Raw genomic sequence first — 26,761 nt, 5'->3', positions numbered from 1 at the left:
ACTTCAGCACCAGACATCGGCCGCTGCCTCTGCTAGAGCAAGTCCTTCGCGTTGCACGGATTCTGGAGTCCAGGTTTCGTAGGCCATGAGGATCGCCGACCGCTCCTCTGGGATCGCCTTGCTAATGAGGTTCTGCTGCACCCCATTCCAGTTGTTTACTCCACGTGGGCGCTTAGCTATCTTCGCCAGAATGGTGTTACCCAACGTTGAGCCCCACATTCCGAGATAATCGTCACCGAAGTCTGGCCACGTGCTGGCAGATTGACGTGGTCGAATATAGTGGAGGGTACCGACTGGATCAGGTGTGACAGTCTTGAGTATCGTGGATCTCCTAATAAAAGCCAGTACATCACGGTTGTAGCTTCTGCGTCCTAGCGCTTCTACAAATTCATCTCGGGAATGATCTAGATCCTGAAGCAGTGTGAGCCCTGACTCCACAGAGCCGCTTCGCATGATCTCTCGAGCAGCTTCAGCGAATTTCCGCTCTACGCTACTTGCCCCGAGATTGCCGACTACCATGCGTTTCACTATCATGCGAAGAACGCGCTCCATTGACTGCGCGCCGCTTTCTTTTGCACTGATGGCGAGGAGCAGGGGTCGAACCGCGCTGACTCTCAGCTCATTCAATGACTCGAAAATGCCCAAGGCGTCGGCATTCGCCGGGCCTCCAAGCGTTGGATCGATCATCTGGAGGTAGACTGGAAGCCAGTGCTGCAAGTCCTCCATCAGCTCTGCGGCGGGTATCTCCCCTACCGAGGAGAAGTCTCCACGACGTGCTATATAGTTATAGAGATCCTTTGGTAGGACATAGCCTGCACGCAGATTGACGATGTGACGAATGTACTGTACATAGTTCTGCCCTCCCAGCTCCTCGAATTTTTCAGCCGTGCTATGCCATGCATCGTACTGAGCATCACGCTGCCCGGAAGGCGTGTGGCGAAGAATGTAATTTTTCAGCAGATCTGCGGTGGTTAGCTGCCGCCCCCGCGTATTTACCACCTCAAATACGCTATACGCGGCAGCCTCGTCCGGGTGCTCGAATACAGCAACATAGAGTTGCTCATTGATGAACTCGGCCCAGGTGCCCAGCTTGCGAAATCCGTCTGAATTGTGATCCTCCGAAAGCCTCTCTCGGAGATAGACAAAAGAACTATTTAGACGCTCCGACGAAGACCCTTTTGCGAGGTCACTGGAAGGGATGCTGCCGCTATCTATCAAGGACTGAAGAGTGTCGTTGGTCCTAGAGTCGGTTAGCACAATGCGCGGAACAATATCATCCGTTGCGTAATCCATCGACCTAAGCAATGTCGATTCAATCTTGTCCGCAAGCGCTCTCCGGCCTATCGCTACAGCTTCCTCTCGCAGAGCTGCTGCAAGTAGCGTTAGCGTTACCAAGCGCTGCTGTCCGTCGACCACATGCTTACGCTTGCCCTCTCCGGTGAGAACTATCAGCCCCAAAAAATATGGACCCTGACCAAGCGCGTTAGACAGATCGTTCCAAAACTCCTCGACTTGCGACTTTTCCCATGCATAGTCGCGCTGATAAATCGGAATTTCGAAAATCGCACTTGATATCAAAGCGCCGATGGTTGTTGCTGACGCATTCAGTGGTGCGTTCACATCGCTCCGCTCTTCACACTTACCAGGGGTAGTCACCTAGGCTATCGCCATGGTGCCGCCGATCAGACATGCTCGCAACCCCCAAGTCTGATATGTGATCTATTGACCATTTGAGGGGGTTTTGGGCCGCGGCTGCTGGAGGAACCTGTAGTGGTAAGGATCCGGCCCCTCACTGGTGCCCTCACTGAACACCCTTCTCTATGCGGCCTGCACGCGGTGGTTTGAAGGACGGCGATGGCCTTGCAGAATGACCGCAGCCTTGGACGAGCTGCAGCGTCGCTTGTGCAGGATCTTCCAGCTCACCAGTTAGGTGTTCGCGCACGCGTACGCCAGAACCGCCGATCTTGGCGTGGGAGCGGTTGGCCGACTTTGTGACTCGGGCTTGTCCTTTGCCCTTGTCGGCCGAGTTGAGCTCGAGGGCGTAGGAGGGCAGGTGGAAGACGATCAGACGGCGCATTAGCGTGTCGTGGTGTGTGGTGAGGTGGTCCCAGATGGGCACGATCGGTCCGTCGAGTTGTAGGTGGCCGGCGTCCAGTAGGCGGCATCGCGAAAGCCTTCCGGCTCGCCGCGGCGGCCCCCGTAGAGGAGCATGCGGTAGATCAGGCGGGTGCGGTGCCTGGGTTCGAGGCAGATCAAACTGGCCACGGAGACGTGTCCAGATCCCTTGCCCGTGACAGTGACGACCGGGGTGTGACCTCGGCGAGGCCCGATACGGGCCCTAGACGGCCTCAGCGACTGGCCTGCCTAGTCCTCAAAGCACACCCAGGCGTCCTGGTCCCGGGCGGTCTTTCCACACGCGGCCAGATCTCCTTCACCCAGGTGACGGTGGCTTCCTCGTCTCGCTTCGCTGGCCCGCCGCTGCGGCACCTTAAGCTCTGGCCGAGCCGGTGCACCAGGTGGGAGGTGCCGCGCAGGGTGTGGGACACCCGATGCAACTGCTCGATCAGCACTGTCACCCGCGCCAGGGTCCATCGCTGGTTCTCGATCCAGCCGTGCGCGGTCGGCCCGGCATCCAACGCGTGCTCCAGCAGCAGCATCACCTGCTGCTCATCCAGCCGGCACGAAGACCCGCTCGGCTCCTTGGACTGCAAGACCTCCAATCCGGCCCGGCCTGCCAGGCATAGGCGGACTTGTGCGAGACTCTCAGCTGCTTCGCCACGGACACTACTTGCACAGATTGAATTCGTAGAGTCGGTCATGGGTTTGCCGGGGTGTCGAGGGTGAGCCCGGTCTGGGTCAGGCAGCCGGTGAGCAGGTGGAGCCGGTACTGGATCTTCTCCAACTTGCGTTTCACGATCCGGACGAGCCCGGGCAGGTCGGCGACGGCGAAGTTGGCCAGGGCCCGGCGCAGCAGGGACCAGACGCCCTCGACCGGGTTCAGCTCGGGAGCGTAGGCGGGTAACTGGACGATGCGCAGCCAATCGGCGTGCTCGGCGGCGAACTCGGCGAGCTGGCCAGCCAGGTGCACGTGTCCCAGCACCAGACCAGTGGTGCACCCAGGTGCTGGTGGACGGCCACGATCAGGTCCCGGTAGTCCACCCAAGAGAACGACTTGGGCTCGCCCTTGCGACCGCGGTAGACGTACAGCCGGTAGAACAGGTGCGGCCGCTCACCGTCCCGGAAGCAGATCACGCCGGCCATGTTGACCTGACCCGAGCCCTTGCCGCGTACCGTCACCAGCGGCCGAGCGCCGACCGGCGCCCAGGTGCGTCCCTTCGGCGGCCTCAGCCCTTGCCCGGCCTCGTCCTCGAAACACACGTAGGCGCCCAGGTCCGCCGCGGTGCTTTTACCACCGGCCACACCTGCTCCTTCCAGGCAGCGATGGCCTCCTCGTCCCGCTCCAGGGCCCGCCGCGCCGGGACCTGGACCGACCAGCCGTGACGATGCAGCAGCTCGCCCACGCCCTCGATGGTGTAGCCGATGTGGAACAGCCGGCCGATCAGCGTCTTGATGCGGCCCAGCGTCCAGCACTGATTCTCGTCGTATCCCCAGGCCAGCGGACCGCGCCGAAGCTCGGTCTCGAGTCGCTCCCACTGCTGGACCGACAGCTTCTCCTTCGACACCGGCCCCTTCGAGCGCAGCGCTTGTGTCCCGCCCTCGCGCCAGCGAGTCACCGACCGCTCGTGCACCCGTAACCGTGCGGCAACCGTTTGGTCGATTCTCCGGCCTGGAACCACTCGGCCGCTTGCAACCGTAAACGCTCGCGCCGTTCCTGCTCTGCGGGCGTGTACCCGCCCCTTTGCCCGTACCGCATACCACGGTCGTATTCGCACCGGGCGCTATTCGTCACGACTTGAAGACACTAGCGCATTCAACCTGTGTAGCGGACATTTATAGAGAGCGGGGCCGTGCTTGACCGAAATTGGACATAAAGCGTTGTCGCACCGGCGGCATGAAGGCCAGCAGCAGTCTGGGGTCAGATGCTTGGATGAAACCTTATGGCGTCTCTCCCGTTCGCTGTGCGCGTCGCCTGCCTTGCAGTCGAACCTAGGACAGGAGACGCAGGTTAGTAATCTCCAAGATCTACTCGACAGCGGCCTTGATAAGATTATCTACGGAAGTTAGGTCACGTCGCCCTGCAAGATACCCGATCCCGCGATGCAGATGCGTGACGAGCGTCCTCCCGCAAGCTTCTTCCGTCGGTTCGCTACCGTCGAGCAGACATCGGGATCGAATCAACGCCATGTAGATATCCCCATAAGCTCCAGCAAAGGTACGCCAAGACATCTCGACGTTGGAATCGGCAATAATATCACGCACTAGCGGGGGCGTTCCATCCTGCAAAGACACAGCAAGAGCCCAGCGGCACAGAACATTCCAGTTCTTTATGCCGGTGACTCGTTTAAGTTTTATCAACTGGTCCTTTGCCGGTTGGGACAATCGGATTGTATCAAGCGACATACCGAGTCTTCCCCCATCCGTATCCGCGTTCAATCGTGGTTGTGAGCGTCGTGTCGTTGTGAACCAATGTGTATGTCTGAGCGATCGATGGAATGAGGCGCTGCAGCAGCTCATCGTCGATCTCTTCGTCTGTCGACAGCAGAAGCACTTGGTGGCTGGCTTGTGGAAAGTAACGCTCAACAAGATTCTGTCTGTGCCGACTATCCAGTCGTCCGAGCGGAGTATCGATGACACTCGGGAGCCTGTTGCCTGCTACGCGAGCTAGACCCCAGAGGAGGGATACAGCCAGGAGCTGACGCTCGCCAGCGCTCAGACGTGCCGGATTGAGATCCTCGCCGTCCGCGCCAATCAAGGTCAAAGTGAACTTGCCAGTGTCGATATTTAGGTCTTTGACCAGGCCGTCCTTGCGCATTAGACGGTTGAAGCTATCTAGTACAGCGACCTCCAACCGGCTGATATGACGTTGCAGCAGGAGCTCTCCGAATTTGTCCAAAGTGTTACGAGCGCGGTCGGAGTATGAAACCACACGCGCACGGTGCTCGATCTCGGCTAGTCCCTTGGCGCGTTTGGCATACGCCCTCTCGCGGGCTGCCCGGAGCTGGGCGTGTTCTCGGACACGCGCGGCGTGAGCTTCTTCCGTTGCGCGCAGGTCCCTCTCGAGGTCTTCCACGCGCTGACGGAGCTTGTCCTGTCGAGCGATCAAGTCGGCGATCGCATCTTCTGCTGGAACACCGGCCAACTGTCGATCTAGCGCCTCGAGCTGCGCTCTGAGCTGTCCAGACTCAGTGAGCAGCTCTTCCGCACGCTGTGATTCGCTCTCAAGAATTTGGTCAAGCGAGTTGAGTTGCTGAATGCCTGTCGCCGACATCTGGATCGCTCTAGGAACGGCCGTGTCAGCTGCGCGCTGGGCACGGTCCTCTTCCATGAACTGTGTGATCTGCTCAAACTGAGCATCCGGCATGCCGTTGCCGAGTAGCGAGAGAATCTCCTTGTCCCGCTTGTGCAGGGCGTGGAGTAGCTGCTCCGCGCGGATGGCATCTTCCTCTCGAGCCACCTGTGCGCGCAGAGTCTCCAGCTGATCCTTGAGGAGGAGAAGTGGAAGCGGTCCTGCGGCGGTAGTGTTAGCAAGAGTGGCGCTTATAGCTTCGAGCCGGCTTCTTGCGTGCGCGCTCTGTGCTTCTAGCTCGGCCCGACGGCGAAAGAGGTCTCCCCCTTCCTTAGCGAATGCCGCCTCGACAGCCTTTAGCTCTTTCTTCTCGTGTAGTAGACCAGCCTTTGCGGAAGCGACTCGCTGAAGCGCATCCGCTCTGGCCACCTCGTTTTCGTCAAGCTGAGCTTCAAGGGTGGCGATCAGCTCGAGTGCGTCCTTGTCCTCGCGACTCACCTTCTGGCGCCGTTGAAGAGCGAGTAGATCGGTTCGCAGTTGTTCGACCGTGCTGACCCCTAGGAGCGATTGGACTGCCGACTCGATGACTGGAGCAGCCCGCTCAGGATCAGCAAGCGACTCGATCTTCTCGCCATCAAAGAAGAAGAGGGATGCGACTTCCAGCGGCAGAAGATCCTCTACATAGTCCGCCCATGTGTCACTGATCGCCTTATCGTGTTCGCCGTTGACGAAGACCGCTAGCGACTCGCGGAGAGTCTTTCCCGTGATGGACCAGTTTCGCTCGATACGGTAATGACGTTGCTCCCCTTCGACCGTGGTCGAGAACCAGAGTTTCACGCCTGCCTGCTTAGGCACGGCCTGACGGTTCACGCTGTCACGGAGGAACGCGTCGTAGGAGCGGCTTCCCCTACCACTGCACCGTGCCCGGGAGCCGTACAGCGCGAGTTGGATAGCATCTAGCAGCGTCGTCTTCCCGCAACCGTTGAGGCCGCCGATTAGGATGATCGGCTTGCCGGGCTTTGGATTTAGAGAGAGGACCTGCTTGCCGAGGTACGCACCGAAGTTCTCGAGAGTAATCTCATGCAGGAGCATTGGTGCTCTCTTCGTCCAATCCGATCAAGGAGGGGGCGGTCTTGTTTTGCTGATTGCGTTTGGCTAGCTCGACCGCGTCCTCCGCATCCGTGTAGTAACCCTTCTTGATTGCCTTCTCAAGTGCTTCGAACAGGCCGGAGCGACGAGTCATCGTGCGGAATTTGCGCTCAACTGCGAGCAGCTCGCGCATTGTCTCGAAGTGCAGATCGTCTCCTTCGCAGACCTCACGAAGCAGTTCCACCTCATCAGCGGCCACTGCGAGGTGCTGGTCGAGCGGGCCTCCAGGGAACTGCTCTCCCGTCTCTCGCTGGTAAATCTTGGGTAGCGAATCCTCGACCTCATGCTTCTCAAAGACCCAGATGCGTCGGATTTCGTGCAGCTCATCCATCGTGATGAGCTCGATGTCCCGCACGTGCTCTGGAGCGTTCTGCCGAATCCAGGTTTGAGCATTAAGGAGCTTGCGCAACCACTCCTCACGGGCCTTCTGTGTGTACGGTCCAGGAACGTTGCGATCGTGGAAGAGCTGGATCGTGCCGTTCATCTTCCGGAAGTCACGCAAGTGGCTGTCGTCGGGAGCGTCGAGCTCGTCGCGTAGCTCCAGGAGGGGAAGCATCCACTCCTTCTCTTCATCGTTCTGGATCATCGCCGACATGGACTTGTCCTTGTCGACAAGGGTGCACGTCCAGCAACCGAAGCGGCTGTCACCACAGGAAGGGGTGGTGTTATCTACCACGAGTGGGCATTCTCCGTCGCTCGAGGCCCCTTGATACATGGTGAGGAGGTCCTTGTTCGGATGCCCCCAGGGGTTGGGCTGCTGCATCAAGAACGTCCAGACCTCGTCGTTGCTCCATGCCTCTACGGGGCTATAGACGAGGGAGTTGGGAAGGTTGCCGTTGGGCGAGAGACGGTCGCGGATACGGCGCTTCTCGTGGCGCTCCATCACGCGGGCGCGAGCCTGGCTCTCGGCCTTGCGGATACCCAGGACCAGGATCGCTTCACCATGGTCATGCACGACTCGGCGAATAAACGAATTGGAAGGCTTGATCTTCAAGCGTTCGGTACACCAGCGAAACTTTGGCTTAGGAGCGGGATATCCCTTGCCGATCAAGCCGACCCAGAAGGTGTCCTTCACATCAGGCACCAGCCGATTCGGTTGAATCGGAAGCTGCTGCTTCTCTGCCGCCCTACGCATGGTCTCCAGCGATTGGGTCACCCAAGCAGCAACGACCGGGTTCTCAACCAGGGTGTCCGTACTGATGACATAGACCGGTTTGGTGCGCTGGTCGGTCTCTATACCTTGTAGCGCCAGCCACACGAGTTGAAGCACCGCAGTGGAATCTTTGCCGCCGCTATAGCCCACGACCCAGGGAACTTGATCCGCTAGGTACAGCTCCCGAATCTCTGCGGTCAGCTCGTTCACCACCGCGGCGAGGCCGCCTTGACTCTCAAAGGGGACGGCGCGCCGCGTGGGCGTGTTCAACATGACGGCACTGCGCGTCGGGGTGCTCATCGCTCTCCTCGCTGGTAGGCGTCTTCTGCCTGCTGCTCATCGGCAGTCAGTTCGAGACCGAGCTGCTTGCGTAGATAATTCACGGTAAGTACGACGTTTTGGTGATTCTTCGAGACACGGCCACCGATGATCGCACGTCCCTCCCAGTCAGGATTGGTCCGTGACCAGTCGACGTCCCGAAGCGGCGCCAGCCGCGGCTTCCACTCCTCTGGATCAAGGGAATCGCGAAGCAGTGTGTTCCCGAGCAGCCCTAGCGCATGGAGTGCGATCCCATGCGTATGTAGGTACTGCTTGCGTATCTCGGAGGCGGACAGGGATCGTCTCCGCACCTCTCCCCAGTCCGGGATGAGATCATCTATAGCTTCCCAGTAGCCCCACGACAGGCGTTCCCCGTCCTTGCCGCTGGTCAGCTCCAGCCCCTGAAGAAGGGCGCTCATCGCCGAGTACAAGGCGCTGAGCGTGAAGAGCTTGCGCGACCGAGCTGAGAGGTTGCTGCTCTCCATCTCTACGAAGTTGCGGAACACCGGGCACTTCAGCGCAAGGAGCCGTGTCAGCTGCGAGAGCCCATCCCGGTGGTCGTAGAGCACGCCTATGGAACGAGCCGGCCGCACGGCATGGCGGTTCAGGTCGGCGAACATCTGCTGGCTGCGCTCAAGGCCTGCGTCATGGAAGAAGACGACGGCGATGGTCTCATCGCCGAGCGATGGGTTCTCTTTGAGTGCCGCCTCGATCGCTGCACGCCGGTGCTGGCCATCATTGATCAAGAAGCGCGATGCCATCGGGATGTGCAGCTGACCGACACGCAACCCTGGCCCTTGGTCCGCCACCCCCACGAAGCGCATGGCGCCATCGACGGAGGCGGTTAGCGCAGAAAAGACGTAATCGTCAGGGTTATCCAGGATGTACCGCGCGAGCGCTGGAACTCGCCCCTTGTTCAGGATTCGCTGCGCCCGAACCTCCGGTGCCAGCTCGTCCTCATCGAACAAGAAGATCTTGGGAATGAGGCGCAACGGGCACATCGATACGTAGTACTCACGCCCTGCCTGCACACCGCGGATAGCTGGGAAGGTGTACTCGAAGCCTGTAGTTGTGGCGTCTCCGCCTTGCTGCGCTAGCGCGTGTGCTCCCACGCGGTCCACGGTACCGTAAGTACGTGTACCTTTTAACGTACACACGTGATCTGGGGTCAACAGTTACGAGAGCGGGTGCGCACGTGGTCGCCTACCTGGATGCCGCTGCAACGACGAGGGTGTTCCCAGAGGTCGCCGAAGTCGTCCTGCGCTGGATGTCCCAAGACTTCGGGAATGCGGGCTCGCGTACCCATGAGTATGGAACTCGCGCCAAGAAGGCGGTAGCCCGCGCTCGTGAAAGCATCGCAGCCCACCTCTCCGCCCGCCCGGATGAGTTGATCTTCACCAGTGGTGCAACCGAGAGCAACAACATCGCCATCCTGGGGCTAGCTCCCTTCGGCGCCAAGAGTGAACGCCGTCACATCATCAGCACCGCAATTGAACACAAGGCCGTCCTGGAGCCACTGGAGCACCTAGAGTCACAGGGTTTCGAGGTCGAGCTGATCGAGCCGGGCCCCTCCGGTCGCGTGAGCGCGGAAGCCGTGCTGGAACGGCTACGTCCTGACACGCTGCTTGTATCTGTCATGCAGGTCAACAACGAGACTGGCGTCATCCAGCCGGTTGCCGATCTGGCGGAGCACCTCCGCTCCACTGCCACCTATCTTCATGTTGACGCGGCTCAGGGCTTCGGCAAGCTGCCAGACGACCTTCGTGCACCAATCGATCTCGTCAGTTTCAGCGGGCACAAGATTGGAGCCGCCAAAGGGGTGGGCGGCCTACTCGTCAGACGTCGCGGGCGGGACTCCGTGCCGCTGACCCCCCTGATGTACGGAGGCGGTCAGGAACGCAAGCTCCGCCCAGGCACACTTCCGGTTCCTCTCATCATGGGCCTGTCCAAAGCTCTTGAGGTGTTCGAAAGCGAACGTACGCAGTGGCTGCAAGCGGCCAGCGAGTTCCGCGTCCGTCTGCTGGAGGGACTCGGCAAGACCCGGTTCAACCTCCACGGCGACCAAGAGCACGTGGTCCCGCACATCCTCAACCTGTCGTTCGAGGGTGTGGACACTGAGGCCTTGATCTTGCAGCTGAAAAACTACGCCGCGGTGGCCACCGGATCCGCCTGTACGAGTGCGTCATACACCCCAAGCCATGTTCTCGCGGCGATGGGACTGCCCGAAGAACAGGCCAGCAATGGACTGCGCCTCTCTTGGTTCCCCGACCAAGTGCAGGCACTGGACGTCGACGAGTTCGCAAGCATCATCGCCGAGTACCAAGCCGGCATCGCACCAGTCAGTTCCTCTTGATCAGGCGGTGGCCGCGGAGCTGGCGGCCACAGCGGACCAGCTCCGCCTCCCAGCCCTGCTCTGTCCCAATGAGATGGGGATTGGCGTACAGACCTGCTCGCAGCTCGCCGTCGGTAAGTCGCCGATACTTCGGGACATCGGGATCATCTGGGTGAAGAAACTCATGCTTGCGATGGAGTAGAGGCCTGTTCTCCGACTGCTCGTAGGACATGTGCGAGGTCTTGAATGTGGTGAGATCGACCATGTAGGACGATCGCAGCCGCGGGTGCGGATCCGTGTCGAACTCCGGATAGTCCAGCCAACTCACCCCCCTACCCTGATGGCGCAGCTTGGCCAAGGTCCACTCCTGTGGTCGTCCTGCCGCGAGCGAAGCGCAGTGCTCATACAGGCGCAGGACAACCGGCATGTGATCAATCGCTCGGCGATGCACGTACAGAGCTGTTGGCGTGAGCTTGCCTACCTTTGACCCGTTCATCGCGCCACGGACATAGGCATCATCGCGCAGCTTGAGCAGCAGACGATCAGACCGCATGCATGCTTCCTTGTAAGAGCTGAAGAACGCTCTCACGTCGAGCTGCACGGCAAGCGGGAGGCATCCGAAGGGGCCACGCCCATTGAATAGCTCCACCCCGAGGAACAGCAGCGTGGTCAAGGTGGATCTCTTCGCACCTTCCGCCACCTTTTCGGGATCGGCCGACATCCGGACAATCCGCTGCAGTTCAACGGTGTTGAGATGCGCCAGGAGCTCCACCATCTGCGCCGGCATCTCCTCTACTCGTGGCACTCTCCCGCGTTGCTCTGTGTAGTCGACTACGGAGGCGATCGCCGATGCCGCGTCGTCAGAGGATAGCCAGATGGCTGCGGGCGCGATCCGACGAGCCAGATAACCCAGGCGTGCCTCATCCCGCTTGAACGCGTAGATGATTCCGGGAGTCGCAGAGACACACCGGACGCCTGTGACGTCCTCAACGTAACTTCGGAGCTCGCCAGCGCTGAACAGGTGCTGAAACGTCCGCCGCCCGGTAAGCACTCCGTCGCCGAAACCCGTGCCCTTGACCTTGGACTTTTCCCAGGCGAGTCGGGTGGAGACCACCAAGGTCTCCTTGGCAAGTTCCCATGCCTTGGCGAGCGTACGACGCCGTTCCTCCGGGTCCTCGATGATGTTGAGGACATAAGTCAGCAGCACGACATCCGATGGGTCGAGGCTGCCTTCGGGGTGATAGTGGGGATCCCAGCCGACCGCCCTCATGGCGATCCCCTGTAGAGCCCGGACATCATGCCCTCGTCCGCACCCATAGTCCAGGACCGACGAGTCAGACGTAATCTGCTGATCCACCACGGCCTGACGTGCGGGTACGGAAAGTCCCGTCCTACCGATCGCGGTCAGGCGACGCTCGGTTTCCGAAGCGCCGCCCGTCTGTTCTATGAGAGTCACATGCCCATCATGGAGTTCAGAACTCTAGGGGGATGAAGAATCAGCCTAGGTGCCCTGAAGATCTTGGTGGGTGGTCGGTATGAGCTGGCCAGGCCCCAGCTAGGGACTGGGTGAGCACGGCGAGGACGGCGGGCTTGAGCGCGGGTGGCTCATACCGCCTTTCCCTGGGGCTTCGCTAGACGATTATCAAACGAGGCGTATTGCAACTCACCTCGTTAGGATTCGAAGTCAGGCGTTCCGAAATCGGAGAGCCGCGGACCCAAGATGTCCTGCACTCTGCTTTCTGCTTGCGTCATTCCTCGTCGGCAAAGATTCAGGATGACGTCTGTCGGACGCACTGCAACGCCGCTGTTGAGCTCGCCCTGAATGATGAGGAGCCCACCGTTGGCGTATTCCTCGAATATCCTGATTCGCTCAGGGAGCCGTTCCTCAGCCATGATCCCTGCGTCGATCCCTGTGTCGTCCGAGTAGTTCAGGACGGCCATCGAATCGATGGTGGCCGAGACAATTGCGGAATTGTTGAACAATCCATAACGGATTGGGGACTCGTGCTTGTCAAAAGGCTCCCGGCGGCCTCGTGCCCAGCCCAGCGCCGCAGCGAAGACGAGAACCTGCCAGTAGTTGGGGAATGGACCGCCTTCCTTGGTGGTCAGTCGGCCGATCAGCTCCTCGTGCTCTTGGGGTCTGCGTACGCGGAGATCGGCGTTGAGAACCATCAGTCGTGAACCTCCGTGAGCTCAGCGCCGGTCCGATTGGAACCGACGACCTGGTAGGGGTAGGCGTTGCCGTTCAAGGTCAACGTCTCGGTCGCGCTACTCACAGCGAGCTTGGTGGTATGCGCGGTGATCACATACTGCTTACCGAGACGGGGCCGCAGCTCATGCTCGACGATCTCTCCGGCCTGGGCCTTACTTGTGAGGATCACTACCTGGGAGGCCAGCCTGGGCAGGAAGTCAGCGACAGCCTTACGGTAGTCGTCGTCCAAGTTGCCGAAAACCGCGTCCATCACCACTGGGAAGTCACCACCGATACCTTGGATAAAGGTGCGGCCGTGCTTCTGCGCATCCCGCGCGTCACCGATGAGTGAACCGACGAAGGCGAGCGACAGCAGCATGTTTTCACCAGTGGACTTGGGCGCCGGGACTCGCTGGCTGCCGCTCAGATCCCACAGTTCCAGATCGAAGTCGGGAGTGAGCTCCGGCTCGTAGCTCTTGAGCGACACCAGGCGGTAAAGCTCCTGGATACGAGCGTCAAGCCGGCGCCGGACGCCCTGAGAGAGGATCTCTAGGATCTGGACAAGAGCATTGCTCGCTTCTTCGATGGCCACGACCCGGTTCTGGATGCGGCGGCTGCGGGCATCCTTGACTCCGAGATTGTCGGCTTGTTTCCTCAAGTCCTCCTTGACACTTGTCAGCCGCTCGATCTCGGCGATGGCCGCGCCGATGGCCGCCACCTTCTCATCCCGGGCGAGCTTGGCCGCCTCCAGCTTTTCCTCGGTTTCAACAACCTCCTCAGAGGGCAAGCGCTTGAGCTTGTTCCCGATCTCGTCGATGTCGTGTTCCAGACGGCGCTCATCCTCTTGCGCCTCAGCAATCCGTTCGTCGAAGCCTCGCAGCGCGTCGTGCATCTGCACACGCTGCCCATCAAAGCCCGCCACGATGCCCCGAAGCTGGTTCCAAGCTGCCTCGACTTCGGCGAGACCGGCACGGGCACGCCAGAGTTCCAGAGCAGCGTGATGCGTGCTTCCTTCGGTCAAGGGTGTTCCGCAGATGCACTCGCCACGCTCGATGAGGTAATCGACGAAGTTCTGCTTGAGCGGTGCCGGGAGTTGCCCTCGTTCATACAGCGCGTCACACGCTGCCAGAATCTTGCCAGGCAGGGCTGGGAGGAAAGCGAGGAAGCCACTGGTTCCTACTAGGCTGGCCCGCTGTTCCTCCTGTTCCTGCCGGACTACCCGGATGCGCCTTAGTTGATCCTCTAACCGGTATCGGTCCTGCTGAAGATCCTTCGCCTCCGCGAGTTGCGTCATCTTGTGGTTGAGCGACTTGATCTCCAGGTCGAAGTGCTTCAGCTCCTTCTCAGCGGCGATGCGGCGGCGCTGCTGCTCCTGCGTCATGCGCTCGGCGTCCTCCAGTTTGACGAGGAGGTCGTCCAATTTCTGCTGGGATGCACCCTCAGCCTTCATGCCCCTTCGCAGTTTCTGCGCGACCCGAGGAAGGTGTTCGATCGCACGCTCCATGGCCTCCAGCCCGAGAAGCGTCTTGACGGCTTCGCGCACGTCTTCGCCACCCTCGTGCTTCACCAGGGCTTCGATCCGCTCACCGTTCACAAAGAAGAATCGACTCAACCGCTCGGGCAGCATTTGATCGAGACGGCCACTCGGATTGAGGACAGGTTTCAGATTGCCATCCCTCTCGCGTTGCCACAATTGCAGCTCAGGCTTCGGCCTCGGCTGAAGCGGGCCGCGCTTCGATGCGTAGACAGACCGCTTAACAATGTAGACGTGGCCGGCGTGCTCGAATTCAATGGCCACCGATGCGGTCAAGAGAGTCCCCTCGGCCGCGCTGTTCCAGACAGTGGTATTGATGAGCTGGTCCTGGCTCTCGACGTCCACGCTGAGCACGCCGTATAGAGCCCAGGTGAAGGCGTTCAAGAGTGTCGTCTTTCCGCCACCGTTGGTGCCCCACAGGACAGTGACGTTGGTCTCCGACCCCTGAGCAAAGCTGATCTTTTGGATACCCTGATAAGGGCGGAAGTTTTCCAGTTCGACCGAGATGAACTTCATTATGAGATTCCCTCGACTTTCTTCACCATTTCGTCCCTGACTGTGTTCCGGGCCAACGCTTCGGACTTGTGAAGGTTCTCCCACTCGAGAGCGAGAACCATCTTGACGACCTCGTATGCGTTGGGACTGATGCCACTGAGGATCTGCTGGATCTGCTCGATCTCTTGCTGGTCCATCTTGTCGGTCACTGAAATCTCTCCCTAAACATCCATAAGCTCGTAGTACTCTCGCAGCTCGCGGAGCTCGGTAAGGGCCTCGCCGTAGTTCTCTGAGTATTTAGCGAACTCCACGAAACGCTGCATCTCCCGCCGAAACAGGTTTCGCTCAACCTCGAAAAGTTCCCGGTCCCGTGGGGGTACGGCGATAAAGTCGACGACTTCGGCCTCCGTTTTTCCCGGAGCCCGACGCAGGATCCTGCCGCGGCGCTGAATGAATTGCCGGGGGTTGCTGCTACTAGCCAGCATGTAGGCGATCCGAGCGTCGGGAAGGTCGACGCCCTCGTCCAGGCAACGCATGGAAACTAGTGCTTCAAGGTCGCCAGATCCGAATGCTTCGAGGATCTCACTGCGCTCCTGCTTGGACTCCTGTGAGGTATAGGAATGCACGCGCATACCGAGCCGGTTGCCGAGCAGGTCGAGTGCCCGATCTATTTGGCGCTCGCCACCCACCAGATCATCCTCCTGTGGGCGGCCTCCCTCAGCACAGTAGACCAGCTGGAACGGCCGCTCGCGCCGCTTGCCGACCTCTTCACGTAGCGCCGCGATCTTATTTTCAGCATGGCCGAGCACCTTGGCGCGCTTGTTGAGCAATTGCCCAAGCCTCGCCTGAGCATCGTCCGAGACCTTAATTTTGCCTCCTTTAACCTGACCGTAAAGCGCACCGATCTTTCCTGTGAGAACGGTGTACAGCGCCGCCTCTTCGTCCGTGAGGGGAACCAGCACTGGCCGATACCAGTACCGGGTGAGAGCGCCGTGCTCGATCGCCTCCTTAAGCCCAAGGCTGATCAAAATCTCTCCGAAGTAGTCGCGGAGCGCCTCGGTGCCTTCGTCGTCGAACCAGCGCTCCGGCGTGGCAGAAAGGGCCAGCCGCCATGGGGCCTGTTCGGGCAATCCGGCGCGGTTATGCTCAGCTCCTAGGTGGTGAGCTTCGTCCGCGATGATCAGCAAGTTGCTCCCCGCCGACGACAGCACGTTTTTAAAGGCGGACGAACCGAAGGTCTTGTTCGTGACGACCAGGGTGACCGCCCGTCCAGGCCGTAGGCCTGCAATGGCATTATTTGCATGGGTCCACCATGTGGCCACCGAGTCCCGACATTTGACTGGAATGATCCCAAATCGGTTGAGCTCTTGCGACCATTGCTCAACGAGGTCGAGCAATGGAACAACGATCACGGTAACGAGAGAATTATTGCCAGCCCGCAGCTGCCGGCCAATCTGGTCGAGCGCTGCAAGTGCGGTGATGGTCTTGCCTGTGCCGGTTGCCATCTCAAAGATGCCTCGGGCTTTTGCTTGAAGCCACTTCGTGATGGCATCCTTCTGATAGTCCCGCAGCTGGATTCCATCAGGAGTGCTTGCCCAGCCGCGCTTGCTGACCTCCTCGAGACGGCGTTGACGTGTCGTGGTGTCCGAACTGGCATTGGTGGCCATACGCGTGGCGAGCTTTCGCAGGTGCTCCTCCGCTTCTTTAGGGAACTCCAGTACTTCCAGACGCTCAGTCTTGCCTTGCCAGAGCGCGACGAAGTTCTGTTGGATCCGGCGTACCCGGCGCACGTCGTCGGAGGTCCACGAGGAGAACACCTCGATGGACTCGAAGTTGTCTGCCATCGCAGCACGGGTCTCGTTCAGTGAGCCAGTGAAGGCGAGCGTGTTGCCCTCATCATCGGCGATGACGCCGATCTTCTCGTGATAAATGCCGAGCCCGTTAGTATCCGCCATAACCGCGATCTTGATCTCGAGGGCACCATCAGCAATTAGTTTGCCCAGGAAACTAAGCTTTTCGGCCACGTGTACATCGAGCGTTTCGGGATCAACCTCCCGGGCGATGGCCCGCGTGACGATTTCGCGGTATTCGTAGCCTCGGCGAATGTCCTCGATATCGTCAGGTGAGAGCATCGGTCCGGCGACCAGGCGGATCTTGCCGTTGTTCGCGCGCAAGCCTTCAATCCCGCGCGCAACCAATTCCAGGGAGGAACTGGTGAAATAGCCGACGGCTCGGTCATACTGCACGGCTTCCGCCAGCACCGGGATATAGAAGTCGGAGGCGACGTCACTAGTGCCGCTCCTATAGGAGTCCTGGATCGAAACACTCGAAAGGCTCATGCACGGCCTCCATGGGTCGACTGAAGGAACTCCACACTGCCGGGCGTGAGCGTCGCCGTTGGCGGCAGTAGGCAGCTCGTCCAAGCAGCATCAGCACGGAAGTTGACGAGCGTGCCCGAGGCCGACCAGACGTCTCTCGCAACAACAGGAAATCCGGCCATTCCGGCGTTGATGGCTTCGTTGTCGCTCTGTGTGGCGCGGTGATCGGACACGACTTTCGGCCTCCATGTTGACGGAGTCGGATCAGGTTTTGCCGGACTCTGCGAGGGACGAGCGGAATGGAGAGTGACGCGTCCGCCCATCCACAACCGGTTCAATCGCTGGGCATCTCGCCACGCAGAATCTGGAGGAAATCGTGGACCTTGGAGTCCGACATGTTGGCACGAGAGGGATCCCCAGGGAGGGGTGAGACGTCCTCCACACCCATATCCCCGAGAGTGAGTTGGCCGCTTGCGGCTCCTGACGCAAGTTCGCCAGACTCGCCGGGTTCCGCCTCGACCAGCCGGAAGATCATCGGCGGACGCCCACCATTGCTCTCACCATCAATCAACTGCACGTTCGGCAGGCGCTCGAGTGCCTTTGCGATCTCCGAAGCCGGATGACTGTGTCCGATGATCTCCCACAACTGAGACTTTGTTAGCTCACCGTGTTGTCTCAGCGCCGTGTAGATCTTGTGAGTCAGAGGCATCCCGGAGCTCTGATCGGCATGCTCGGCATGGTACCGACGGATCACCCACATAGGGATTCGACCACGGTCGCTGACCTGTATGCCTTTCTGCTGTGCCCAGGCGCGGATCACGGCCGCCGTCGCCTCGTCCGAGTGACTGGTGTTCGGCGCACTGATCCCCTCCGCAGTGCCGCATGGCCGATTGGGAGGTCCCGTTTCCGAGTAACCCGCCGTCGGGGTCTGATCCTCGTCCACCAAAGAGAAGAGGACCGCTGCGATCGTGTCCCGGTGGGCGGCACGGACGTAGCTGGGCATCGTGTCAGCTCCTTGACGCCTCACCAGCTCATCAGCCCACCGTGTGGCTTGAGCGCGCCGTTCAAGCCGAGACATTTGGGAAAGCCACCGAAGCCTCTCCCACGCCGGCGGCTCCGCTTCGTCGGTCATGGGCATAGACCCTCCCCGGGGGCAAACGCGGTTGGCGAGGACGACGATCTGCTTCTTGAAGTCGCGCTTGTCGTAGCGGACGATGACGCGAGAAGTAGCCTCTGCAGGCGTCTCCTGCCGCCACCGACGCGAGGATCTAGTTCTGGGAGGCTGTTTGGCCACGGTGCGGACAGGCTTGGCGCCACTTGTGGTGTGCTCGACTTGCCGACGCCACCAGCACGCGCGTCGCCGTTGCGCCACGCGGTGATACTGGTGGGAGCCAGTAGTTCGAGAACCTTCGCCGTAGAGGGGACAGCGGCACGTGAAGGTCTCAGCGACCCCGTTGAGAGCCGAGAGGATTCACTGGTTGACAACTTGTGTCCTACTATGACGTAGCTCGACGAGCCGACCTGGAGGGTCAGCGAGTTGACAAAGAGGGCGGCGCCTTCCGGGCTGACAACTAGGAGGCGCCGCTCTCTGTCTTTTTTGGCATACTTTGGCACGCTAGATGGCCCCAAATACTCCTCCTGAGCCGCAAGCGTTAATCGCTGACTTGCAGAAACGCGCACAACCCCGTACGCAACCTGCGAGAGCCGACGCCCTTAGACTGCGAACGATGCTGCGAAGCCTATACCTTTGGTACATAACATGCCTACACCCAAAACCGACGCCGCCGGGGCATGAGCGTCAAAGCCCTATCAAGGGGATCATCCCACAACATCTGAGCGCAAGACTTCCGTGCGACCGTAACGGTCACACGGAAGTCTCCAAAGGTCAGCAGCTGTTCGGCGTGCTCTACCCGAAGGCGCTGGTACCTCGCTCCTTGTGGTGTGATTCCCGCCGGGATGCGAAGCCTGCGGCTGCCCCATCGATCCGCCGTCTTCCGTGGACATCAGGTTCAGTCCACGAGGTTCAGTCCACGATCCATCGAAGCCGCCTTTCGCTTCGCACAGTAGTCATTATTTATGGGGCCAATTACTCATCGTGACATCAAATCAGGAAAGAAGTCTCCGTCTCGGGCGAAGCCGGTTGCTGTATGCGTCTGGGTTCTGACTGTCAAGGCTGGTCAAGCACTAGGAGCGACGCTCCCAACTCATTACACACGCATGGTCCTACGCGGCCGATACCACATCTATCTGGATCTTGTCAAATCCATCGACGAAAGGCTTTCCACGGTGGGTCTTCCTCTCGTAACGTGGAGACCGAACCGGAAGAGGTTTGGTCGTGGCAGCAGTCACGCGGCGGCGCTTTTGATCCGGACTTCCGGGCGGGCGCGGTGCGTATCGTGAAGGAGAAGGTCGAGGACCTGTTCTCCCGCTGGCTGCTCAGGTACGCCATGTCCGAGCACCACGATGCCGCACTGACCTGCGGCCCGCTACAGATGGCGGCGGCCACCCGGGGCGGCGACGTGGACGGGGCGATCTTCCACTCCAACCGCGGCTCGGAAGGCAATACACGGCCGCCCCGTACCAGGAGGCTATGTCGGCGCCTGGGCATGGTCCAGTCCATCGGGCGGGGGGCTGCGCACTCGACAACGCCGCGGCCGAGGCGTTCAAAAGGCACACTCAAGGTCGACTACGTGCACCGCCATCGCTTACCCGGGCCGAGGCCCGCCTGAAGATCGCTACCTGGATCGCCGACTTCTACAACACCACCCGGCGGCACAGCGCCAACGACGGCCTGCCGCCCACCAAGTTCGAACGTCACATGATCGAGAAGAGACAAGCCTCATCGACCCTCTTGAGGACCGCTGTGGCATAGAACCGTCTCCACACTTTCAGGGATTGACATCCGACCGGCCTCGCGGCTTGGGGCTTCTGTTCGAGCGGGCCTATGGTCGAGGTGCGGGGGACATACGCGGGATGATCTTCCAGACGGTACAGAGAGCGTGAGGCATCTGCGCAGGTCAGAGCCCACGACCGAGCTGTATAGCCACCACTCTCCTAAAGCGGGTGCCGCAGGTTCGAATCCTGCCGGGGGCACTCTTTTGACCTTGTGATTCACCCTCTGACCTGCGGGTTCTTTCTGCCGATCATCTCTAGTACTCCAGTGACACTTCGCGATCTTTGTGGCTCAAGTGGCACGAGAACGGGCACCACGTGATGATTCGGAGTTTGTGAAGACATCTGAAGATCACGTGATGGCCGTGGCCGACAGCGTAGACCCTGACCACTGGATCGCCACCCTCAATGAGCTGGTGACGCGGATTCCGCACCGGTTCGGCCGCATCAAGCCACGTCCCGCCGCGAACGCGTACGTCCGGGGCCTGTTGTCGGACGTCGAACGGAAGAACTGCTGGAACCTGGCCGAGCCGGGCTGAGCGGCCCGCAGACCATGCAACGCCTGCTGCGTCGCGCACGCTGGGACGCTGAGGCCGTACGCGACGACGTGAGCGGCTACGTGAGCGAACACCTCGGCGCGGCGCACCCCCAAGCTCGACCAGGCGTGACGGAAGACTTACTGCGAGGCAAACTCTGATCGCGCTGACCAAGTGAGGGCCCAGAGGAGAGTCAACTCCGGTCGGTGCCGATGTCGGGGACCGCCCAGCCACGGACGAGGTGATGCAGGCCTACACGGCCCTCGACCAGCCCACGGCTCAGGGCTTGACGGTACTCACGGTCCAAGGGGCCGCACGAGTCAGGGTCAGCTGCTAATCCGTATTACTCCTGGGGCAACACCTTGACGTGAGGCCTCGGCCCGCCTTATGTTCCTGCTAATACGCATTAGCTACTCAACGTGAAGGTCTCATGTCCCAGGCTCCCGGCAGACTCACTCAGCGCGACGTCGCTCGCCTTGCAGGTGTGAGCCAGGCAACCGTCTCCCTCGTGCTGAACAATCGGCTCGATGCCGCCGCGCGCATCGCCCCCGAGACCCGCGAACGCGTGTGGCGGGTGATCCGCGAGACCGGCTATGCGGCTGATCCGCTGGCCCGCCGGATGCTCAAGCAGCTCAACCAGATCCTCGGCGTTTTCACGTATGAACCAGTCTTCCCGAGTACCAGCGCCGACTTCTACTACCCGTTTCTGCACGGCATCGAGGCCGAGGCCGAGCAGCAGGGTTGTGACTTGCTGCTGTTCACCAGCGCCCCGGTGCGCCACGGTCAGCGCCGGATCTTTCACGAGAACAACCGGCTCCGGGTCGCTGACGGCTGCGTGCTCCTGGGCCGCGAGATCCCTTCGGCCGAGCTGCACCGGCTGGTCACGGAGGAGTATCCGTTCGTCTGCGTGGGGCGCCGGGACGATGCCGACGGGCTGCCCGTGCCGTACGTGGGAGCCGACTACGTTGCTGCCACCGCGGAACTCGTCGAGCGGGCAGGGGCGCTGGGCCATCGGCGGTTCGCGTTCGTGGGGCCTGGCAGCAGCGTGGAGTCCTCCGCGGATCGCCTGCTTGGCTTCCGCCGTGTCGCCGGGCCGGACGGCCTCCACCTTCCGGTTTCGGTGTCGACGTCAGAGGAACGGCTGGCCCGGGTGCTCGAGGGCGGGGTGACGGTGGTGTGCTTCGAGTTCCTCAGCGATGCCATCGAGCTGGCCCAGGCGGCCGTGGACCGGGGGCTCGAAGTGCCGCGTGACTTGTCCCTGATCGTGCTCGGCGACCCCACTACCCCTGTCGTCTCTCCGCTGGATTTCACCAGTTTCCGTATTCCACGGCAGGAGATAGGGCGGCAGGCGGTCGAGTTACTCCTGAACGTGCTGCACGGCCAGGCGGACGCGACGCAGCGGCTTCTGGACTGCTGGCTCAGTGAGGGCACAACCCTCGCCGCTCCTGCCGAGTGAGCATCGCACCCTCACCTGCGATCTCTTACATCTCAGTTCATCACATCATCACTTCGCCTATCCATCTCTATTCACCCACAAGGGAGATCCATGTACGCGGACGTCCTCGTCGTCGGTGGCGGGACTGGCGGTGTTGCCGCTGCACTCGCTGCGCTGCGAGCCGGCAGATCCGTGATTCTGACCGAGGAGTACGACTGGCTGGGCGGACAGCTCACCAGCCAGGCAGTGCCCCCCGATGAGCACACGTGGATAGAGCAGTTCGGGGCGACCGCCTCCTACCGGGCACTGCGCAACGGTGTTCGCGACTACTACCGGCGCCATTACCCGCTCACGGCCGCCGCCCGCGCCCGGAGCGACCTTAATCCGGGCGCCGGCTGGGTCAGCCGGCTTTGTCACGAGCCCCGAGTGGCGGCCGCGGTCATCGAGCAGATGATTGCCCCGTACCGTTCCTCCGGCCGCCTCACCGTGCTTCAGCCCTACCGACCGGTGTCTGCAGACACCGAAGGGGACCGCGTCACCGCCGTCACCGTCGCTCACCGCGACAGCGGCCAGCAAATCACCCTCACCGCGCCGTACGTGCTGGACGCCACTGAGACAGGCGAGTTGCTGCCGCTCACCGGGACGGAGTACGTCACTGGCTTCGAGTCGCAGGCCGACACCGGGGAGCCCAGCGCCCCCGACACCGCCCAGCCGTTGAACATGCAGGCCGTCTCCTACTGCTTCGCTCTCGACCATGTCGACGGCGACCACACCATCGACCGCCCGGCCTCGTACGATTTCTGGCGCACGTACCAGCCGCCGTTCTGGGGCGCTCCCCTGCTGTCCTGGAAGGCCCCGCATCCGCGTACCCTCGACATCGTCGAGCGCGGCTTCGAGCCCAATCCCGGCGACGATCCGCTCGCCGTGATCGCCGACCAACGGGTCACCGGCGGCGACATGAACCTGTGGACCTTCCGGCGGATCGCTGCCCGCGACATGTTCACACCGGGCGCCTACGCCAGCGACATCACCCTCGTCAACTGGCCGATGATCGACTATTTCGAGGGACCGGTCATCGACGTGCCCGACGCACAGGCGCACCTTGACGCGGCCAAGGAGCTGTCACGCAGCTTCCTCTACTGGATGCAGACCGAGGCCCCCCGGCCCGACGGCGGTACGGGCTTCCCCGGCCTGCGCCTGCGCGGGGATGTGACGGGGAGCGCGGACGGCCTGGCCCAGGCGCCGTACATCCGCGAATCACGCCGGATCCGGGCCGAGTACACCATCGTTGAGCAGGACCTTTCCCACGCCGTGCGCGGCGACAAGGGGGCGGTCGGCTATCTTGACTCCGTCGGCATCGGGATGTACCGCATCGACCTGCACCCCTCCACCGGCGGCGACACCTACATCGACGTGCCGGCCAGCCCGTTCGAGATCCCGCTGGGGGCACTCATCCCCCAGCGCATGGAAAACCTCCTGCCTGCCGGCAAGAACCTCGGCGCCACCCACATCACCAATGGCTGCTACCGGCTGCACCCGGTCGAGTGGAACACCGGAGAGGTCGCCGGACTGCTCGCCGCCCATTGCGTCGAGCATGGGCTCACCCCCCGCGCCGTACGCAACACCCGCGACCAGCTCGAGAACTTCCAGCGCGTGCTCACCGCCCACGGCGTCGAGCTGCACTGGCCCGACATCAAGGGCTACTGACCCCGCGACAAGGAGAAGACACATGAGCCGCAAGAACAGTCCCGCACATTTCCGCAAGCTGCGCGGCACCGGTCTCGCTGCCCTCGCCACGGCCGGTCTGATGCTCGTCACCGCCTGCTCGGGCAGCAGCAACGGTGGCTCCGCAGACGGTCCGGTCACCCTTCGGATGACCATCTGGAGCGGCAACGCCGAGCACCTCAAACTCCTCAACAGTATCGCCGCCGACTACCGCAAGACCCATCCCGAGGTACAGTCGATCAAGTTCGACGTCCTGCCGTCGGATAACTACATCACCACCCTCACCACCCAGATCGCCGGCGGCAAAGCACCCGACCTGGCCTGGATCCAGCAGGACTCGGCGTCCGACTTCGTCGCCTCCGGCGCCCTGGCCCCAGTCAATGACGACTCCGACGTGCTCCCGTCTGCCAAGAAGCTCTGGCAGAAGGACGGCAAACTTTACGCCTACCCCTTTTCCACCTCTCCCTTCGGCGTCTTCGTCAATACCGACCTGCTGAAGAAGGCCGATCAGCCGACCCCGGAAGAACTGATCAAGCAGGGTAAGTGGACGTGGGACGAGGTCGCGAGGATCGGCTCGGCGGTCAACGCCAAGACCGGCAAGGCCGGCATGGTCATCCGCGACTTCGAGTACAAGCAATGGCCGCTGCTCGTCACCGTCTGGGACGGCTGGGGCGCCCAGCCGTGGAGCGCGGACGGCAAGACCTGCACCTTCGACCAGCCCGCGATGACTGGCGCGATGACGTATCTCCACGATGCGATATTCAAGGACAAGGCGCTGCCCGTGCCGGGCACCACCGCGGACTTCTTCGCTGGCGACGCGGCGATGACGGTGACCCAGATCAGCCGGTCCTCTCTGCTGAGCGACAAGTTCACGTGGGACTTCGTGCCGCTGCCCGCAGGGGTCAACGGCTCGTACGGTGTGATCGGCCAGGCCGGGCTCGGCGTCCTCGCGCGCGGCAAGCACGTGAAGGAGGCCACCGACTTCCTGACCTTCCTGTCTGACAAGGAGAACTCCGCCAAGCTCGGCCGCTATTTCCCGCAGGCCCGCACCTCCCAGCTGACCGTCGGCACGCTCACCGCGAGCAACCCGCAGCTCACGCCCAAGCAGCTGGACGTTGTGATCGATGGCATCGAGAACGGCCAGATCAGCCCGAGCCACACCAACACGGCTGAGATCGTCGAGGCTGTGCGCTCCGCGCTGGACCCGCTGTGGAAGACGGACGCCAACGTGCAGCAGGTACTCAAAGGCGTCTGCACGGCCCTCAAGCCGCAACTGGAAAAGTGATGGCCGTACCACTCAAAGGGCCCCGCACCGCCGCACCTTCCCAAGTCGTGCCGCAGTCTCGGCGGCCCTTCTGGACCTCGTACCGCCGGGACCAGCTGGCCGGCTACCTGTTCATCACGCCGCAGCTGGCGGGCATCATCGTCTTTGTCCTGACGCCGCTGGTCCTCGTCGTCTACTACAGCTTCCACGAGTGGAACCCTCTGGCCGGCACGTTCCACGGGGTCGGCGTGGACAACTACCGGGCACTCGCCGACGATCCGAAGCTGCCCAACGTACTGCGCGCGACCGCGTACTTCTCGGTCAGCCTGGTCGTGCTCAACCTCGCCCTTGCCCTGGCGCTCGCCGTCCTGCTGAACCAGAAGCTGCGCGGCACCACCGTCTTCCGCACCTTCTTCTTCTCGCCCGTCATCGTGTCGATCGTTGCCTGGACGGTCGTGTGGGGCTTCCTGCTGCAAAAGAACGGCGGCATCAATGCCTTCCTCCACCTGATCGGGATCCAGGGTCCGAACTGGTTGCGTGGCAACACCACAGCCATGCTGTCGCTGATCGTCGCCCAGCTCTTCAAGAATGTCGGCCTGAACATGGTGCTGTTCCTCGCCGCCCTGCAAGGGGTACCGCGCGCGCTGTACGAGGCGGCGACCATCGACGGGGCTGGGCGCTGGCGGCAGTTCCGGCGGATCACGATACCGCTGATCAGCCCCACGATCCTGCTCGCATTGATCATCACGTTCGCTGGCTCGCTGCAGGCCTTCGCCCAGATCGCCGTCCTCACTCAGGGCGGCCCAGAGGGCTCCACCACAGTCCTCGTCTATTACATCTACCAACAGGCCTTCCAGTTCAACCACTTCGGCTACGGCGCAACGCTCTCCGTGCTGCTCTTCGTCATCGTCTTCGTCCTCACCGCTATCCAGTGGCAGATGCGCAAGAAGTGGGTCTTCCATGAGTCATAAGCTGTCGCCTCGCGCAAAGATCCTGCTCTACGGCGTGCTGCTGGTGCTGTGTGTACCGTTCGTCTTCCCCACGTGGTGGATGGTGACGTCGTCGCTGAAACCGGTGAGCGACATCTTCGCCTACCCGCCGTCACTGCTGCCGGGCCACCCGGGTCTCGGCGCGTACGGGAAGGTCTTCGAACTGCAGCCGTTCGCCCGGCAGTACTTCAACAGCATGTACATCGCAGTCGTGGTGACCCTCGGCACGCTGGCGGTGTCCTCACTCGCCGGCTACGCCTTCGCCCGTATCCGTTTCCGCGGGCAAAACGTGCTGTTCCTGGTGGTACTCATCGGCCTCCTCATTCCGAGCGAGGTCACGATCGTGCCGCTGTTCCAGATGTTCAACAAATGGGGGATGATCGACACCCACCTGCCGCTGATCCTGGTTCCGGTCCTCGGCGCGCCGAGCGTGCTTGCGACCTTCATCATGCGGCAGTTCTTCATCGCTCTGCCCGCGGAGCTGGAGGAGGCAGCGCGGATGGACGGCCTCGGCCGGTTTGCCATCTTCCTGAAGATCGCGCTGCCACTCGCTCGGCCGGCCTTGGCGGCGGTCGCGATCTTCACCTTCCTGAACAGCTGGAACCTCTACTTGGAGCCCATCGTCTACCTCTCCACGCCGGAGAAATTCACCCTGCCCCAAGCGCTGACCCTGTATGTGGACACGTATGGCGGCCCCATCTGGAACGTCCAGCTTGCGGCGGCTTCGCTCACGGCGATCCCCGTGCTGGCGGTGTTCGTTCTGGCACAACGGCAGTTCATCGAAGGGTTGGCGCACACCGGACTGAAATGAGGGGCGCAGCCGCCTGGCAGGATCGCCGTGTGAGCCGCCGGGCGAGAGGGCTTCCGGTATGCCCGGCCTCGTCGCCCGACGACACTCTGAAACCCCACACCCCAGGGTCCCGAGGCTGCGTGGTTTTGACAGCGGACTTGCCTGGCGGCCCTTGGCTCCGCCGACTCGCCTACCGAGCGGCGAGGGATGAGCGTTCACCGCTGCTCGCGCAC

Annotated in this window: 22 protein-coding genes and 1 pseudogene; 8 read left to right on the top strand and 15 right to left on the bottom strand. The window is 61.6% G+C overall.

The genetic code is table 11. The annotated features are described in order from the left end of the window. Positions 1-3 precede the first annotated feature (3 nt). The 9 genes from ACGFIB_RS32640 to dndB all read right to left on the bottom strand — a co-directional run bounded on the left by ACGFIB_RS32640 (position 4) and on the right by dndB (position 9,139). Positions 4-1,620 (bottom strand): DUF262 domain-containing protein, encoded by a 1,617-nt coding sequence (locus ACGFIB_RS32640; RefSeq protein WP_393376946.1) that lies wholly within the window; start codon positions 1,618-1,620, stop codon positions 4-6. A gap of 181 nt (positions 1,621-1,801) precedes the next feature. Continuing rightward, positions 1,802-2,119, bottom strand: coding sequence for a hypothetical protein (locus tag ACGFIB_RS32635; RefSeq protein ID WP_393376944.1), 318 nt, complete (start codon positions 2,117-2,119; stop codon positions 1,802-1,804). 229 nt (positions 2,120-2,348) lie between these two features. Then, positions 2,349-2,657, bottom strand: coding sequence for a helix-turn-helix domain-containing protein (locus ACGFIB_RS32630; RefSeq protein ID WP_393377037.1), 309 nt, complete (start codon positions 2,655-2,657; stop codon positions 2,349-2,351). 158 nt (positions 2,658-2,815) lie between these two features. Next, positions 2,816-3,100 carry a transposase gene (locus ACGFIB_RS32625; RefSeq protein WP_393376942.1) on the bottom strand — a complete coding sequence of 95 codons (285 nt, stop codon included), beginning with the start codon at positions 3,098-3,100 and terminating at the stop codon, positions 2,816-2,818. A gap of 244 nt (positions 3,101-3,344) precedes the next feature. Then, a complete protein-coding gene (locus ACGFIB_RS32620) occupies positions 3,345-3,734 on the bottom strand; it encodes a helix-turn-helix domain-containing protein (RefSeq protein WP_393376940.1) in 390 nt (129 codons plus the stop codon). Positions 3,735-4,143: 409 nt separating this feature from the next. Beyond that, positions 4,144-4,521 carry a DNA sulfur modification protein DndE gene (gene dndE, locus ACGFIB_RS32615; RefSeq protein WP_393376938.1) on the bottom strand — a complete coding sequence of 126 codons (378 nt, stop codon included), beginning with the start codon at positions 4,519-4,521 and terminating at the stop codon, positions 4,144-4,146. Next, positions 4,511-6,499 carry a DNA sulfur modification protein DndD gene (gene dndD, locus ACGFIB_RS32610; RefSeq protein WP_393376936.1) on the bottom strand — a complete coding sequence of 663 codons (1,989 nt, stop codon included), beginning with the start codon at positions 6,497-6,499 and terminating at the stop codon, positions 4,511-4,513. Before dndD ends, dndE begins: the two co-directional genes overlap by 11 nt. After that, the gene (gene dndC / locus ACGFIB_RS32605) at positions 6,486-8,009 is read right to left on the bottom strand and encodes a DNA phosphorothioation system sulfurtransferase DndC (RefSeq protein ID WP_393376934.1); all 1,524 of its coding nucleotides are present in this window, start codon (positions 8,007-8,009) and stop codon (positions 6,486-6,488) included. The genes dndD and dndC overlap by 14 nt, the downstream gene beginning before the upstream one ends. Continuing rightward, the gene (dndB, locus tag ACGFIB_RS32600; RefSeq protein WP_393376932.1) at positions 8,006-9,139 is read right to left on the bottom strand and encodes a DNA sulfur modification protein DndB; all 1,134 of its coding nucleotides are present in this window, start codon (positions 9,137-9,139) and stop codon (positions 8,006-8,008) included. Before dndB ends, dndC begins: the two co-directional genes overlap by 4 nt. Positions 9,140-9,222: 83 nt before the next feature. On the opposite strand from dndB, the gene dndA reads away from it, so the two are divergent. Beyond that, complete coding sequence (gene dndA, locus ACGFIB_RS32595; RefSeq protein WP_393376930.1) at positions 9,223-10,380, top strand: cysteine desulfurase DndA; 1,158 nt, start codon at positions 9,223-9,225, stop codon at positions 10,378-10,380. On the opposite strand, the gene ACGFIB_RS32590 is transcribed toward dndA, so the two are convergent. The 6 genes from ACGFIB_RS32590 to ACGFIB_RS32565 all read right to left on the bottom strand — a co-directional run bounded on the left by ACGFIB_RS32590 (position 10,367) and on the right by ACGFIB_RS32565 (position 17,900). Further along, positions 10,367-11,815: a DNA phosphorothioation-associated putative methyltransferase gene (locus ACGFIB_RS32590; RefSeq protein ID WP_393376929.1), complete on the bottom strand. Its 1,449-nt coding sequence runs from the start codon at positions 11,813-11,815 to the stop codon at positions 10,367-10,369. The two genes, dndA and ACGFIB_RS32590, sit on opposite strands and share 14 nt — an antisense overlap. Before the next feature lie 215 nt (positions 11,816-12,030). Then, the gene (locus ACGFIB_RS32585; protein WP_393376927.1) at positions 12,031-12,531 is read right to left on the bottom strand and encodes a DNA phosphorothioation-associated protein 4; all 501 of its coding nucleotides are present in this window, start codon (positions 12,529-12,531) and stop codon (positions 12,031-12,033) included. Then, positions 12,531-14,600: an AAA family ATPase gene (locus ACGFIB_RS32580; RefSeq protein WP_393376925.1), complete on the bottom strand. Its 2,070-nt coding sequence runs from the start codon at positions 14,598-14,600 to the stop codon at positions 12,531-12,533. Before ACGFIB_RS32580 ends, ACGFIB_RS32585 begins: the two co-directional genes overlap by 1 nt. Beyond that, complete coding sequence (locus ACGFIB_RS32575) at positions 14,600-14,788, bottom strand: hypothetical protein (RefSeq protein WP_393376924.1); 189 nt, start codon at positions 14,786-14,788, stop codon at positions 14,600-14,602. The genes ACGFIB_RS32580 and ACGFIB_RS32575 overlap by 1 nt, the downstream gene beginning before the upstream one ends. Positions 14,789-14,800: 12 nt before the next feature. Continuing rightward, positions 14,801-16,918 (bottom strand): DEAD/DEAH box helicase family protein, encoded by a 2,118-nt coding sequence (locus ACGFIB_RS32570; RefSeq protein ID WP_393376922.1) that lies wholly within the window; start codon positions 16,916-16,918, stop codon positions 14,801-14,803. Between the two features lie 313 nt (positions 16,919-17,231). Next, positions 17,232-17,900 carry an Lsr2 family DNA-binding protein gene (locus ACGFIB_RS32565; protein ID WP_393376920.1) on the bottom strand — a complete coding sequence of 223 codons (669 nt, stop codon included), beginning with the start codon at positions 17,898-17,900 and terminating at the stop codon, positions 17,232-17,234. 1,587 nt (positions 17,901-19,487) lie between these two features. On the opposite strand from ACGFIB_RS32565, the gene ACGFIB_RS32560 reads away from it, so the two are divergent. The 7 genes and pseudogenes from ACGFIB_RS32560 (at position 19,488) to ACGFIB_RS32530 (ending at position 26,549) form a co-directional block, all read left to right on the top strand. Further along, on the top strand, positions 19,488-19,769 hold the full coding sequence (locus ACGFIB_RS32560; RefSeq protein ID WP_393376918.1) for an integrase core domain-containing protein: 282 nt from the start codon (positions 19,488-19,490) through the stop codon (positions 19,767-19,769). Positions 19,770-20,205: 436 nt separating this feature from the next. Then, positions 20,206-20,426, top strand: a pseudogene (locus tag ACGFIB_RS36745) (transposase); the annotation flags it as partial. Positions 20,427-20,755: 329 nt separating this feature from the next. Further along, complete coding sequence (locus tag ACGFIB_RS32550; protein WP_393376915.1) at positions 20,756-21,781, top strand: LacI family DNA-binding transcriptional regulator; 1,026 nt, start codon at positions 20,756-20,758, stop codon at positions 21,779-21,781. Positions 21,782-21,871: 90 nt separating this feature from the next. Then, positions 21,872-23,467: an FAD-dependent oxidoreductase gene (locus ACGFIB_RS32545; RefSeq protein ID WP_357240889.1), complete on the top strand. Its 1,596-nt coding sequence runs from the start codon at positions 21,872-21,874 to the stop codon at positions 23,465-23,467. 22 nt (positions 23,468-23,489) lie between these two features. Next, positions 23,490-24,770: an ABC transporter substrate-binding protein gene (locus ACGFIB_RS32540; protein WP_393376913.1), complete on the top strand. Its 1,281-nt coding sequence runs from the start codon at positions 23,490-23,492 to the stop codon at positions 24,768-24,770. Continuing rightward, positions 24,770-25,720: a carbohydrate ABC transporter permease gene (locus tag ACGFIB_RS32535; protein ID WP_357240895.1), complete on the top strand. Its 951-nt coding sequence runs from the start codon at positions 24,770-24,772 to the stop codon at positions 25,718-25,720. Before ACGFIB_RS32540 ends, ACGFIB_RS32535 begins: the two co-directional genes overlap by 1 nt. Further along, positions 25,710-26,549 (top strand): carbohydrate ABC transporter permease, encoded by an 840-nt coding sequence (locus tag ACGFIB_RS32530; protein WP_357263191.1) that lies wholly within the window; start codon positions 25,710-25,712, stop codon positions 26,547-26,549. Before ACGFIB_RS32535 ends, ACGFIB_RS32530 begins: the two co-directional genes overlap by 11 nt. Positions 26,550-26,761 lie beyond the last annotated feature (212 nt).

It is taken from the genome of Microbispora bryophytorum (assembly GCF_043197435.1).
Lineage (GTDB): Bacteria > Actinomycetota > Actinomycetes > Streptosporangiales > Streptosporangiaceae > Microbispora > Microbispora bryophytorum.
Note: the sequence above shows the minus strand (reverse complement) of the source record. Positions and strands in the feature narration are given on the sequence as shown.